A 13,553-nucleotide genomic window follows, 5' to 3' on the forward strand; every position below is an offset into this window, starting at 1 on the left:
TTACAATCCGGCCTTCAACGCCGCTTCAATGAACATATCCAGCGCCCCATCGAGCACCTTCTGGGTATCGCCCACTTCGACCCCGGTGCGCAGGTCTTTGATCCGCGACTGGTCCAGCACATAGGAGCGAATCTGATGCCCCCAGCCGATATCGCTCTTGCTGTCTTCCAGCGCCTGCTTCTCGACGGCACGTTTCTGCATCTCCATCTCATAGAGTTTGGAACGCAACATGCGCATGGCCTCGGCCCGGTTCTTATGCTGCGAGCGGTCGGTCTGACAGGCGACGATAATGCCCGAAGGTACATGGGTAATACGAATCGCCGAGTCGGTCTTGTTGACGTGCTGACCACCCGCCCCGCTGGCCCGGTAGGTGTCCACCTTGAGGTCCGCAGGATTGATATCTACCTCGAAACTATCGTCAATCTCGGGATAAACAAAGACGCTGGCGAAGCTGGTATGACGGCGATTGCCGGAGTCGAAAGGCGATTTGCGCACCAGGCGATGGACGCCGGTTTCGGTACGTAGCCAGCCGAAGGCATGGTCACCGCGCACATGGATGCTGGCCGACTTGATGCCTGCCACTTCGCCTTCGGAGACCTCCACCAGCTCCGCCGCAAAGCCATGGGACTCGGCCCAGTGCAGATACATGCGCAGAATCATTTCCGCCCAGTCCTGCGCCTCGGTGCCGCCCGCGCCCGCCTGAATATCCACAAAGCAGTTTGCCGCATCCTGCGCGCCGGAGAACATGCGCTGGAATTCCAGCTTCTCGACCATGGCCAGGGCGGTATCGAGATCCGCATCGACAGCGGCGAGGAGTTCTTCGTCCTGCTCGCTCAGGGCCAACTCCAGCATCTCGCCGCCATCGGCGAGGCTCGCGGTGAGCTTGTCCATGGGCGTGATAATGGCTTCCAGAGCAGACCGTTCGCGACCCAGTTCCTGGGCCTTTTCGGCATTGTTCCAGATGGTCGGGTCTTCCAGCTCCCGTTGAACTTCCTCTAAGCGACCGCGCTTTTCTTCGAGGTCAAAGATACCCCCTCAGGCCCGCGACACGGACCTGGAGATCTTCGTGCAGCGCACGCATCTCATTCACTTCTCTCATGATTCTTCCTTTTCCATCAGGCTGCGTCAGGACCATACCCGCGCGGACCCGGTTGCCCTGCACGCAAATGCAGTAATTATGCGCAGTTTCGGCGCCGATCTCCAGCAGTGTTTCTACAGGCGAGATATCGGGGTTATTCAAGCTGGGCAGGCGCCAGTGCTTTGGGGTTGTCGTTGGGCTAAACTGGACGCATGAACGCCGCGAATAAGATCATCAACCTAAGGCAATGAACAAAGGGCACAATGATACAAACGGTCTTGCCACTAGAGATCCAGCAACTAGCTTGGCTGCAAGCTGGCCATCATTGATATGACCGATATAAGCGAGATTCTAGCATGTGATTGGGGAATAAATATATTTGGCGTGGCCAGCTTACTTGGAGCATGAAATATGTTGATAGCAATTTTTGCCATACTAGGCGGATGTGTAGGGTATCTTCTCCGTCCAGCAATCCCATTCATAGGGCAACTACCTTTCTATGATGTTATAACTGACGGACAAAATCTTCACGGTATTGAGCGTCTCGCACAATCTTATGCACAGCAATCATTAGAGTATTTGATCGCTGGCGTTGTCATTGGCGGTATGATCGGACTCATTGCTTCATACCTCTATTCTCTGACCAAAGACCATAAGTATGATGATGACAAGCCTCATCGCACTCCACCAAGGCCATGATGCATTGTATACGATAAAGAAGGTATCGTGACACATGGACTGATAGGCTTCCCACTGTTCTTCTCGCTCCACAAACTGGCGGATCGCTTCTTTCATCATCCAGTGCATGGAACGGTGGCGCGCGTTTCGCAGATGCTTGATTCGCCCTTGCATCTCCGGATCCATAGAGCCAAGGCGTCATCAAGCTTCTTCGCCGACCAACGCGGCATGCCGAATACGCAACTGCAATGTAGTCGTATCCCGGAACGTATTCACATCCAGCTCATAAGCCATGCGTACCGTTTGTCCGACCGCGATCGGGCAGATGCCATTTTCCACGGCGCCGAACCAGATGGCGTCGTAATCCGTCGAGTCCATTTTCACGACCAGTTTCAGATGCCTGCCGTCACCCACCGGGCGGAGCTGTTCAATCCGGCCGTGGCTTCTGAAAACCGGGTGCTCCCATTGGCGACCAAAGGGTTCTAAAGCAGCCAGTTCTTCAACAACGGCGAAGCTGGGTGGTGCCGCAAGTTCGCCATCGGTGACGACCTCCGGACCGAGACTATGATCATCCAACGCGCGCGCTGCAATACTGGCCCACGCTTCTGCAAAGCGCTGCAGCCCATCGCGCTTCAAGGTCACCCCGCCAGCACCCGCATGGCCACCCCAAGCGGTAAAATCATCGGGATAACGGTCGGCTATCTCCGCCAGGGCATTCCGCACATGAAAACCGTGCACGGTCCTGAGCGATGCCGTGAGATGTTCCGCGTCATTTTTGGGCGAGAAATAAGCGACCGGCCTGCCGAAAGATTCCGCCAGTCTTGCGGCGCAAATACCGTGGACACCCGCATGGCCTTCCGGGTCGAATATCGTAATGGCCGCGGCGCCATCCCGAACCTGTTGTGCGGCCTGTGCGGTGCTTCTGTGCAACATGTACGACTGGACCGCTTTCCGTTCGGTGTTATGTTCCACGAAATGCTGCGCCAGTTCTTCCGCCACTGGGACGCTATCACTCATGAGCAAATCCACACTGCCCAGAGCGGAATCCAGACGCCCGCGGGCGTTGACAACCGGCGCAAAATGAAAAGCCAGGGTGGTAGCGGTAATGGGGCCTCGGCAGTTCGTGGCTATGTACAATGCCTGCCAGGCGGGCCGTCGCACTGGCGAGTTCATGATCGCCAGGCCGCGGGCGATAATCGCCTTGTTATTGGTCGATCGCGCCAGATCGACACAATCGGCCATGGTGCCCAGGGCGACGAGATCCAAAAGACCACCGAGCTTTGGCGCGCTGGCGGGAAGGTCGCCGACCTGAATCAGTCGCTGACGAACCGCACAGCACAGCAGCCACGCCACATGCACGCCAGCGATGTATGGATCGGGAAACGCGGAATCTTCGCGCACCGGATTGACACAAGCCACGGCGGCGGGGGGCGGCCCGGATGCAGGCACGCCGTGATGGTCCGTGACGACGACGATAAAGCCGCGATCCCGCAGCCGGGCGATCCGCGCATGGTCGGTGCTCCCCTGATCCGCAGTAATGATCAGGGCGGGACATGGCGCTTCCGCAATAATACGGTCCGTCAGCGTTTCGGTGACGCCGTAACCGTCCCGCAGACGATGGCCGATATAGCTGTGAATCCGCTGTTCCGGAACGCCGAAATAATCCCGGAACGCAAACTTCAGCACCGCATGGGCCGAGGCGCCATCCGCGTCGAAGTCGGAAATCAGGAGGATGGGCAACCCTTGTTTTATGGCGGAGACGACGCATTCAGAAGCGATGCCGATATCGGGGAGCAAATCGGGCGGGGTGAGGCCACCCAACTGCAGGCTCAACAATGCCGGCAGCTTCGCCAGATCGGCCTCACTCAATCGGCCAGCAATGATCCGGGCCTGGAGGGGGGTGTATCCGAGGCTCAAAGCCGCGCGCGATATCGCCGCTGCCACAGGACGGTCGACAATACGAACGGCTTTGGACACCTACCAGACGCCCGGCAGTGCATGGCCCGGCCGGGCCGGTCTGCGCCAGAAGCGCCAGCGATTTGCACGGCGAAGCGTAAGGCGCTCTATACCACCGCTGGCGAGCACACCCGTCAAACACTCCAGCCGCCCGCCGCTCCGCCACAAGGCCTGAAGGGCTGGGTCCAGCGCCGCAAAAGACCTTGCCGTATCCGGGTAGAGCCAAGCGCCGGACCAGACCCAGAGCAGGTTATCGGGCAGATCCGTCGCCGCCTGCAGCGCTTTGCGAGAGGACAGAGTCAGGCCGAGCCAGCGGGCCGCGGCCTGCAGATAGTCCGCCTCCGCCGCCACGGTCTGCCACTTCGGAATGGGCTGCATAGAGGGCAATCGCCCTTCCCCCCAGGCCCAGAACAGACACCAGGGCTCCTGACCGCTCGCATCGACATCCTGATTGACGGGATGCGCGGCGAGGAGCATCTGCAACTCATTGAGGAAGGCATTCCAGCGCCGGACATCGGCACCGCTGGCTTGCAGCGCCAGCGGTTCGCGGCCCCAGACTTGTTCGGGATCGGGACAGTGCAGGTCGGGCGTGTCGGTGGCGAGCACATACCAGCGCCGGGCGCCGCGCCGCAGCACCCAGGGCGTATCCGCCATATGCGCCACCGCCGCCGCATAGAGCGCCGCTGCCGAGTCCTCATCCAGACCCGGCAGGGGCTGTAACACCGCCCGCCCCGCCTGTCCGCGAAACGCCACCGGCTCCAGGGCAATGACCCAGTGCCCTTCGGTCACTATACCCTCAGACTCCGCCAGCAATGCCGCGGCGGGCAACAACCCCTCGAAACCCAGCAAACGCCCTGCCACTTCCAGCGAGGAATCCACCGATAGACACTCACTGCGCCCACGACCCCAGTAACGCGGCAACACCGCTCCCAGGTCCTCCTCCGGCACGCCGCGCAACCCCGACAACCAGAGGCAGAGATCGGCCATCAGCGGTCCAGGATGGCGCGCTGCACGGCCTCCAGATTGGCATCCACCGTCAGCACTTCGCCACCCTGTGCGATGGCGGTATCGGGATCTTTGAGGCCATGTCCGGTGAGGGTACAGACCACCGTCGCGCCCGCTTCAATTTTTCCGGCGCGAGCCGCAGCCACCACCCCCGCCACCGAAGTCGCCGAGGCCGGTTCGCAGAAAACACCCTCGTGTTGCGCCAGCCAGCGCTGCGCCTCCAGAATCTCGGCATCGCTATGACCGCCAAACCAGCCGCCGCTTTCCGTCTGCACCTTGTGCGCCTGATCCCAGGACATGGGATGACCGATACGGATGGCCGTGGCGATGGTCTCGGGGTCTTTCACATAGTGGCCAACGATGAAGGGGGCACTGCCTGCCGCCTGAAAACCCAGCATCTTCGGTCGTTTGCCCGCCTTACCGTGACCATAGGTGCAGGTGCCATCGCAGAATTTGCAGGAAGCGGTCAGCGATTGGGATTTGTCGGTCCGCCCATCAGTGGCTTCACAATAGCCCATCCAGTGGGCGGTGATATTGCCGGCATTACCCACGGGCAGGGCGTGATAATCGGGCGCCTCACCCAGTGCTTCGATAATCTCGAAGGCCGCCGTCTTCTGGCCCTGCAAGCGATAGGGATTAACCGAGTTCACCAAAGTGATGGGCGCATTGGCGGCGACATCCTGGACGATCTGCATGCCCGCATCGAAGTTGCCGCGAATCTGCAACACCATGGCACCATGCATCATCGCCTGAGAGAGTTTGCCGAGAGCAATCTTGCCTTCCGGGATTACCACGAAAGCGCGCATCCCCGCCCGCGCCGCGTAGGCCGCCGCTGCCGCGGAAGTGTTGCCGGTGGAGGCGCAGATCACCATCTCGCTGCCTTCTTCCTTGGCCTTGGTCACCGCCATGGTCATACCACGGTCCTTGAAAGAACCGGTGGGATTCAGGCCTTCAAATTTGAGGAAAAGGCGGATATCGAGGCCGAGCTGGCGGGGTAGATTGACGCATTCGATCAGCGGCGTATTGCCCTCACCCAGGCTCACCGCCGGAGTCTCGGGAGCCAAAGGCAGGAAGGCGCGGTAATGGTCGATAATGCCGGTATAACGAGTCATGAAGTTATCCTGATTTAAGATGAAATGCCAAAATTCAGTGTGGCTGCCGGATCACCCTGCCGCCAAACTCTCGACACGCAGACGCAATACGGGCTGAACGACCACTGGCAGGGCTTCAATGCGGGCGATGGCTTGCTCCAGGTCACCTTCCCGGCAGCGATGCAGCAGCAGGACGATGGGCACGCTGTCTGCCTCCGGCGTCTCTTTCTGCACCAGCGCTTCGATCGAAATCGCATATTCCGCCAGCGTCGTCGCCACCTGTGCCAGCACACCGGGGCGGTTGTGGGCGTGGATGCGCAGATAGTAAGCACTCTCCACCTCGGCCATGGGCAGCAGCGGCAAGGCGCTCATGGCATCGGGCTGGAAGGCGAGATGGGGCACCCGGTTGCTGGGATCGGCAGTCATGGTCCGCGCCACGTCCACCAAATCGGCCACCACGGCGCTGGCCGTGGGATCGCCGCCCGCGCCGCGCCCATAATACAGGCTCTGGCCCGCCGCATCGCTCTCCACCAGAATCGCGTTGAAGGGTCCCTCCACATTGGCCAGCAGATGGCTATGGGGAATCAGGGTCGGATGGACCCGCAACTCGACGCCATCCGCGCGACGCCGCGCAATCCCCAGCAACTTGATGCGATAACCCAGCTCCGCGGCATAGACCACATCGGTCTGTTCCAGCGCACGGATGCCTTCCACATGACAATGGGCGAAATCCACCGGAATGCCGAAAGCAATAGACGCCATCAGGGTAATCTTGTGCGCGGCATCGCCGCCATCCACATCCAGCCCCGGATCGGCCTCGGCATAACCCAGGCGCTGCGCCTCAGCCAGGGCCTGCTGAAAATCCCAACCCGCGCGGAACATCTGGGAGAGAATATAGTTGCTGGTGCCGTTGATGATACCCGCCAGCCACTGAATCCGGTTGCCCGCCAGCCCCTCGCGGATCGCCTTGATGATGGGAATGGCACCCGCCACCGCCGCCTCGAAGGCGACCATCACCCCCTGGGCCTGCGCCGCCGCGAAAATTTCGTTGCCATGCTCGGCCAGCAGCGCCTTGTTAGCGGTCACCACATGTTTACCCGCCGCGATTGCCGCCATCAGCAAGTCCAGGGCGGGTTCCTGGCCACCCATCACCTCGACGACCACGTCCACCTCGGGATCGCACACCACTGCCCAGGGATCGCTGCTGATCCGCGCATTCAGCCCCAGTCCTTCCAGACGCGCCGGATTACGCACCGCCGCATGGACCACCCGTAGCTCCCGCCCGACCCGACGGGTGATCTCTTCCGCATTGCGCTCCAGCACCCGCACCGTCCCCTGACCGACGGTACCCATGCCAATCATACCGATCCGTACCGGCGCCATATCGTCCGCCATTACAGATCCTCACGAAACATATGTTTTATGCCGCGGATAGCCTGACGGGTGCGGTGCTCATTCTCCACCAGCCCGAAACGCACATATTCGTCGCCCAACTCGCCAAAGCCGATGCCTGGGCTCACCGCCACCTTGGCGCGGTCCAGTACCAGTTTGGAGAACTCCAGCGAGCCCATCTTGCGCAAGGCTTCGGGAATCTTTGCCCAGACAAACATGGTCGCCTTGGGCTTGTCGACCACCCAGCCCGCCGCGTCCAGCCCCTCGCAGAGCACGTCGCGGCGCTGCTCATACATCAGCCGGATATCTTCCACGCAATCCTGCGGCCCTTCCAGCGCGGTGATGGCCGCCACCTGAATGGGGGTAAAGGTGCCGTAATCCAGATAGCTCTTCATTCGCGCCAGGGCGCCCACCAGCTTCGGGTTCCCCACCGCAAAGCCCACCCGCCAGCCGGGCATGTTGTAGCTTTTGGAAAGGGTGAAAAATTCGACGCCCACATCCTTGGCGCCCGGCACCTGCAAAAAGCTCGGCGCTTTATAGCCATCGAAGACGATATCTGCATAGGCCAGATCATGCACCACCCAAATATGGTGCTCCTTGGCAAACGCGACAATCCGCTCGAAAAAGTCCAGCTCCACGACCGCCGCCGTCGGGTTGTGGGGGAAGTTGATCACCAGCATCTTCGGCTTCGGCCAAGCGGCCTTGACGGCCTTTTCCAGTTCCTCGAAAAAATCCACCCCCGGCAGCATCGGTACGTGACGGACGTCGGCGCCTGAGATGACAAAGCCGTAGGGATGGATGGGATAAGTCGGGCTCGGCACCAACACCGTATCGCCGGGACCCATGGTCGCCAGCGCCAGATGGGCAATGCCCTCTTTCGAGCCGATGGTGACAATGGCTTCAGACTCAGGATCGAGCGGCACGCCGTAGCGGCGCTCATACCAGGTCGTGATGGCGCGACGCAGGCGGGGGATGCCGCGCGACACGCTGTAGCGATGGGTATCGCCGCGCTGGGCCGTTTCACAGAGTTTGTCAACAATATACTGGGGCGTGGGCTGATCAGGATTACCCATGCCAAAGTCGATGATATCCTCACCCCGCTTACGGGCCTGATTCTTCAGGTCCGTAACGATGTTAAAGACATAAGGAGGGAGACGACGGATACGTTCAAAGTCGCTGTTCATGTGGCGCGGGCCTTCAGGGTTGTAGCGAATGCCGAAATCGAAGAACAATAGAGAGGCAAAGCGGGCCTGTCAATCCGCATGAGGGACATTCAACATGAAATTACACCTGCAACACGGCGGTCACCGCAATGTCGTCCACGCCTACGGGCCGCAGGGCATCATCATTCACGGCAAGAGCCACACGCAGGGCCTGCTGGTCGGTGCCGACTGGCTGCACAGCCCCTGGGGGCCGGAGCACGCCAACGCGCTCCAGCTCTCGCACTTTGCCGAGGTGTTGGCGCGCAAACCCGATATCGTGCTGCTGGGCACCGGCAAGCGTCAGCATTTCCCTCTCGAACTCATGCGAGCCCTGGGCGCCGCTGAACTCGCGGTAGAGGTGATGGACACCAGCGCTGCCTGCCGCACCTACAACATTCTGCTGGCCGAAGATCGCGTGGTCGTCGCCGCCCTGCTGCCACCCGAGGCCTGACCTACCGGCACCCGCCGTCAGCCGAAGAGGCTCTCTGGCGTCAGCCCTTCCCTTTCAAGGCGACGGCGCAACACCAGCAATGCCTCTACCTGAATCTGCCGCACCCGCTCGCGGGTAACTCCAAGGCGGGAGCCGACTTCTTCCAGCGTCGCCCCATCGGTACCATCCAGACCGAAACGCCAGAGTAGTACCAGCCGGTGTTTCTCGGTCATCGTCGCAATCCATTGCTGCATCTGCTGGGAAAGATTCCGGTCGGCCAAGCCGTCTTCCAAGCTCACCGCATCAGCATCGGCAACAATATCCGCAAGAGGGCGATCCGACTCCCGGCCATGGGGCACATCCAGGCTCGTCACCCGGCCATCCATTTCCAGACAATCGCGCACTCCTTCTACCGGGCGGTCCAAAGCTTCTGCCACCTCTTCCGGCGTCGGCTCCCGCTGCAGGGTTTGCCCGAGACAGCGAACCGCGCGCAGCACGGTACTGAGTTCCTTCATCACGTGAATAGGCAAGCGGATGGTGCGGGTCTGATTCATCAGCGCCCGCTCGATATTCTGGCGAATCCACCAAGTCGCATAGGTAGAGAAGCGAAAGCCGCGCTCCGGATCAAATTTCTCCACCGCTCGGATCAGCCCGAGATTGCCTTCTTCGATCAGGTCCAGGAGCGGCAACCCCCGGTTGATATAGCGCCGCGCCACCTTTACGACCAGGCGCAGATTACTCTCTATCATGGTGCAGCGTGCCGCCTGGTCTCCGGCCTGAACCTGGCGCCCCAGAATGACCTCCTGTTCTGCCGTCAATAGCGGACTATGACCGATCTCTCGAAGATAACAGCGGGTGGCGTCCCAGTCGTGCGTCTCACCAAAATCTTCTGCCCCATCGGCTTTTTCCGGGACATCATCCTCTTCCTTTTCTGAGGCCCCAGCCTGAACGTCCTCTTCCTCGTCTCTGCTCGCGCTTTTCATTCGACACACTCTCCAGAGGTCACCGAAACCGTTCCCGTCAGCAAGGGGACAAAATGGCAGGTGCCCAGCGGAATCACCTGGGCCGCGCTGCCATCCCAATGACTGACTTGCAAATGCTGCCTGCCACCTTCTTCCACCGGCATCACCAGACGTCCCCCGGCCCGCAACTGGCGATAAAGAGGGGCCAAGGCGCAAGGTACGGCAGCCGTAATGACAATTGCATCAAAGGGCGCTTTTTCCGGCCACCCGCCACTACCATCGCCGTGATACAGGTGCACCTGTCGATAACCCAGCCGCTCCAGCAACGCCTCCGCCATCTCTTGCAGCGGACCGATACGCTCAATGCTGAAGACCTCCGCCCCCAACTCTGCCCACACTGCCGTTTGGTAGGCAGAACCGGTACCAATCTCCAACACCCGCTGCGGCATTCCCCTGTCCTCCAGGATTGCCTCCGTCATCCGCGCCACGGTCCAGGGCTGGGAGATGGTCTGTCCATAACCGATAGGCAGAGACACCGGCTCATAGGCCCGTCCAGCCAGCGCCTGCGCGACAAAGCGATGACGCGGAACCCGGTTCATCGCGTCCAGCACCCGCTCGTCACAGATACCTTCCGCGCGCAGACGGAGCACCATCCGCCCCCTGGTGCGCGGGGAAATCATGCCAACTTCAGGACTCAAGGCTAGCAACGAAGCAGCCATTGACTCAAACCATCCAGAAAATTGTAGCGGGTCATATCCAGATCGAGCGGCGTAATGGAGACGTAACCGCGGCGCACCGCGTCAAAGTCGGTACCGGGGCCAGCATCTGCTTCCCGCCCGGAAGGGCCAATCCAGTACACGGGATCGCCGCGAGGATCAGCGGCCGGTATCACCATGTCGCTCTTGTGGCGACGCCCCAGACGCGTCACTTCAAATCCGCGGATTTCCTCGTAGGGCAAATCCGGTACGTTCACGTTGAGAATGGTATCGGCAGGCAGCGCATGACTCAGCACACCGGTCACCAACTTGGCTGCCACCCGCGCCGCGGTCGAAAAGTGGGTGGAATCGCGTCCTGCCAGGGAAACCGCGATGGCGGGCAAGCCGAGAAAGCGCCCCTCGGTAGCGGCGGCCACAGTGCCCGAGTAGAGCACATCGTCCCCCATGTTGGCCCCCCGATTGATACCGGAAACCACCATATCCGGCGTTTCCGCGAAGATGCCGGTGACGGCGAGGTGGACACAGTCCGTTGGCGTGCCGCCGACCAGATAGTGAAATCCATTGAGTCCGGTACGCATCCGCAACGGCCGGTCCAGGGTGAGAGAGTTGCTGGCGCCGCTACGATCCTGCTCTGGCGCCAGCACTTCCAAATCGCCTAAAGGTCTTATCGCTTCCGCAAGTGCCGCCAGCCCCGGTGCCAGATAACCATCATCGTTACTGAGCAAAAAACGCGGCATGAAATCTCCCAGAGGCGTGCAGTGGCTATCTTACGGTCTATGGTAAGCGACGAAGCGCCCCCGGGTCCATCCTCGGACCAGCGCCGCTCCCGGCAAACTAATGCGCCGCGCGCCCCGGAGTGGGACCCTCATTCTGCACCTGTTGGATCTGTCGCTGGAGCAAGAGCACGCGCAATTGTGCTGCATCCATCGCCTGTTTCAAGCCGTTTACGCGATCCAGATAGCGGGCATAATTGCGCTCGTTGCCAGTGCGTATAGCCTTGCCCTGCTCATAATTTCTGGTCGCCTGAATCAGCGCCAGACGTGCCGCGAGCAGTTCTGCCTGCATGCGCTTCAATGCCGGGTTAGCGGCAGGCTGGGTGGGCGCTGACGCCGGCTGCTCTGACGGCGGGGTGACACTGTCACTGGGCGCAGACACGGGCGTACTGATCGAGCCCTGCGGCGCCCCGGAGATCTGCTCGACATCCTTGGCGCCCGCGGGCGGGGTTTCTCCATAACTGACTACTCCACTGCTACCCACCCAGCGATAAATGGTTGATGCATCCACGGAAGCACTGATCAGAAAAACCGACAGAAAAATACATGCTCCTGCCGTTACTACATGCTTTGATTCACCTTCACTAAACATAAGAAGGAATTTCCTATACTTCATCAGCCTGTTCTCCTGACCAGCGCGGCATTTCTCTATATGGCCGCCAAGTCCTGTATTGTCAAGGCGGCGGCCACAAAAAAGCCCCGCGTAAAACGCGGGGCTGATGACGCGGGAAAAGCCCGCGACAGGCTTGTACCCAGTCTCAGAGGCTATAGTACATCTGGAACTCCACCGGATGGGTGGTCATGCGCAGGGTCTGCACCTCGGCCCACTTCACATCCAGGTAACCTTCGAGCCAGCTTTCGGAAAACACGCCCCCCTTCATGAGGAAGTCATGATCGGCTTCCAGGGCGCGCAGGGCCTCTTCCAGCGACGCCGCCACACCAGGGATATTGGCCTGCTCTTCCGCGGGCAGATCATAGAGATTCTTGTCCATGGCGTCGCCGGGATGGATTTTGTTCTGGATGCCGTCCAGGCCCGCCATCAGCATGGCGGAGAACGCCAGATAGGGGTTGGCAGTAGAGTCCGGGAAACGTATTTCGATGCGCCGGGCCTTGGGGCTGTTGACGAAGGGAATACGGATAGACGCCGAACGGTTCTTGGCGGAGTAAGCCAGCAGCACCGGTGCCTCATAATGCGGCACCAGACGCTTGTAGCTGTTGGTGCTGGGGTTGGTCAGCGCGTTGATCGCCTTGGCATGCTTGATAATGCCGCCAATGTAGTACAGCGCGACTTCCGACAGCCCACCATACAGATCACCCGCAAAGATGTTCTTGCCATCCTTGCCGAGGGACTGGTGGACGTGCATACCGCTGCCGTTGTCACCGACGATGGGCTTGGGCATGAAAGTGGCCGTCTGACCATAAGCCGCCGCTACGTTGTGGACGACATATTTGAGGATCTGCACCTCGTCCGCCTTGCGGGTCAGCGTATTAAAACCGACGCCGATTTCGTGCTGCCCAGCCGTGGCCACCTCATGGTGATGCACTTCCACCTTCAAACCCATCTCTTCCATGGCTAGGCACATGGCGGAGCGCAGGTCCTGAGCGGAGTCCACCGGCGGGACCGGAAAATAACCACCCTTCACACCAGGGCGATGGCCCATATTGCCGGATTCATATTCCTTGCCGGAATTCCAGGCGGCCTCTTCGGCATCCACCTTGTAAGCGCAGCCGCTCATGTCGATGTTCCAAGTCACGGAATCGAAAACGAAGAATTCATTTTCGGGACCAAAGTAGGACGTGTCGGCGATACCCGTGCTCTTCAGGTATATCTCGGCACGCTTGGCGACGGAGCGGGGATCGCGCTCATAACCCTGACCAGTGGCGGGCTCAATGACGTCGCAGCGGATAATGAGGGTGGTTTCATCCGTAAAAGGGTCGAGAACGGCAGAGTCGGCCTCGGGTAGGAGAATCATGTCGGATTCGTTGATGCCCTTCCAGCCGGTGATAGAGGAACCATCAAAAGCCTTGCCATCGACGAAGGTGTCTTTTTCGATGGTGTGGCCGGGGACCGAGACATGCTGTTCCTTACCCTTGGTATCGGTAAAGCGGAAATCGATAAACTTGATGTCTTTTTCTTTAATCAACTTGACCACATCACTGGGGCTATAACCCATTTGCTTCTCCTCCAATCAAGAAATATTCACGATCTTAAACGAGCGATGCCTACAAAATTCATACCAGGCCGAAACCACCCTACTGATGATAATCCA

Annotated in this window: 15 protein-coding genes; 2 read left to right on the plus strand and 13 right to left on the minus strand. The window is 60.0% G+C overall.

Translation table 11 applies throughout. The annotated features are described in order from the left end of the window. Positions 1 to 1,099, minus strand: a protein-coding gene (prfB, locus tag M0P56_RS07125) for a peptide chain release factor 2 (protein WP_291509362.1) whose coding sequence is annotated in 2 segments (ribosomal slippage) — positions 1 to 1,023 and positions 1,025 to 1,099 — 1,098 coding nt in all. Because the reading frame shifts where the segments join, the coding sequence is not laid out codon by codon here. Continuing rightward, positions 1,022 to 1,240: a hypothetical protein gene (locus M0P56_RS07130; protein WP_291509875.1), complete on the minus strand. Its 219-nt coding sequence runs from the start codon at positions 1,238 to 1,240 to the stop codon at positions 1,022 to 1,024. Before M0P56_RS07130 ends, prfB begins: the two co-directional genes overlap by 78 nt. A gap of 249 nt (positions 1,241 to 1,489) precedes the next feature. Here M0P56_RS07130 and M0P56_RS07135 point away from each other — a divergent pair, with 249 nt between their 5' ends. Beyond that, positions 1,490 to 1,777, plus strand: a complete 288-nt coding sequence (locus tag M0P56_RS07135) for a hypothetical protein (RefSeq protein WP_291509363.1) — start codon at positions 1,490 to 1,492, stop codon at positions 1,775 to 1,777. Here the strand turns inward: M0P56_RS07135 and M0P56_RS12380 are convergent. From M0P56_RS12380 to alaC, 6 genes are read right to left on the minus strand one after another with little or no spacing between them, the layout of a single operon-like run. Continuing rightward, positions 1,703 to 1,942 carry a ribbon-helix-helix domain-containing protein gene (locus tag M0P56_RS12380; RefSeq protein ID WP_366110316.1) on the minus strand — a complete coding sequence of 80 codons (240 nt, stop codon included), beginning with the start codon at positions 1,940 to 1,942 and terminating at the stop codon, positions 1,703 to 1,705. The genes M0P56_RS07135 and M0P56_RS12380 overlap by 75 nt on opposite strands. 15 nt (positions 1,943 to 1,957) lie before the next feature. Then, complete coding sequence (locus M0P56_RS07140; RefSeq protein ID WP_291509364.1) at positions 1,958 to 3,733, minus strand: DHHA1 domain-containing protein; 1,776 nt, start codon at positions 3,731 to 3,733, stop codon at positions 1,958 to 1,960. Continuing rightward, positions 3,734 to 4,699, minus strand: coding sequence for a hypothetical protein (locus tag M0P56_RS07145; protein ID WP_291509365.1), 966 nt, complete (start codon positions 4,697 to 4,699; stop codon positions 3,734 to 3,736). Next, positions 4,699 to 5,829, minus strand: a complete 1,131-nt coding sequence (gene thrC / locus M0P56_RS07150) for a threonine synthase (RefSeq protein WP_291509366.1) — start codon at positions 5,827 to 5,829, stop codon at positions 4,699 to 4,701. The genes M0P56_RS07145 and thrC overlap by 1 nt, the downstream gene beginning before the upstream one ends. A gap of 51 nt (positions 5,830 to 5,880) precedes the next feature. Further along, positions 5,881 to 7,203 carry a homoserine dehydrogenase gene (locus M0P56_RS07155; protein ID WP_291509367.1) on the minus strand — a complete coding sequence of 441 codons (1,323 nt, stop codon included), beginning with the start codon at positions 7,201 to 7,203 and terminating at the stop codon, positions 5,881 to 5,883. Next, positions 7,203 to 8,384 (minus strand): alanine transaminase, encoded by a 1,182-nt coding sequence (gene alaC / locus M0P56_RS07160; RefSeq protein ID WP_291509368.1) that lies wholly within the window; start codon positions 8,382 to 8,384, stop codon positions 7,203 to 7,205. The genes M0P56_RS07155 and alaC overlap by 1 nt, the downstream gene beginning before the upstream one ends. A 94-nt stretch (positions 8,385 to 8,478) precedes the next feature. On the opposite strand from alaC, the gene M0P56_RS07165 reads away from it, so the two are divergent. Then, positions 8,479 to 8,853, plus strand: coding sequence for an MTH938/NDUFAF3 family protein (locus M0P56_RS07165; protein ID WP_291509369.1), 375 nt, complete (start codon positions 8,479 to 8,481; stop codon positions 8,851 to 8,853). Between the two features lie 17 nt (positions 8,854 to 8,870). Here the strand turns inward: M0P56_RS07165 and rpoS are convergent, their stop codons facing one another. The 5 genes from rpoS to glnA form a co-directional block, all read right to left on the minus strand. Then, positions 8,871 to 9,815, minus strand: a complete 945-nt coding sequence (gene rpoS / locus M0P56_RS07170) for an RNA polymerase sigma factor RpoS (protein ID WP_291509370.1) — start codon at positions 9,813 to 9,815, stop codon at positions 8,871 to 8,873. Next, on the minus strand, positions 9,812 to 10,474 hold the full coding sequence (locus tag M0P56_RS07175) for a protein-L-isoaspartate(D-aspartate) O-methyltransferase (RefSeq protein ID WP_291509371.1): 663 nt from the start codon (positions 10,472 to 10,474) through the stop codon (positions 9,812 to 9,814). Before M0P56_RS07175 ends, rpoS begins: the two co-directional genes overlap by 4 nt. Positions 10,475 to 10,494: 20 nt before the next feature. Continuing rightward, entirely contained in the window at positions 10,495 to 11,247 is a 753-nt protein-coding gene (gene surE, locus M0P56_RS07180; RefSeq protein ID WP_291509372.1) for a 5'/3'-nucleotidase SurE, read from the minus strand. Between the two features lie 97 nt (positions 11,248 to 11,344). Further along, on the minus strand, positions 11,345 to 11,899 hold the full coding sequence (locus M0P56_RS07185; protein ID WP_291509373.1) for a DUF4124 domain-containing protein: 555 nt from the start codon (positions 11,897 to 11,899) through the stop codon (positions 11,345 to 11,347). 142 nt (positions 11,900 to 12,041) lie between these two features. Beyond that, positions 12,042 to 13,457, minus strand: a complete 1,416-nt coding sequence (glnA, locus tag M0P56_RS07190) for a glutamate--ammonia ligase (RefSeq protein WP_291509374.1) — start codon at positions 13,455 to 13,457, stop codon at positions 12,042 to 12,044. Positions 13,458 to 13,553 lie beyond the last annotated feature (96 nt).

This window comes from Acidithiobacillus sp. (assembly GCF_023229925.1).
Taxonomy (GTDB): Bacteria; Pseudomonadota; Gammaproteobacteria; order Acidithiobacillales; family Acidithiobacillaceae; genus Acidithiobacillus.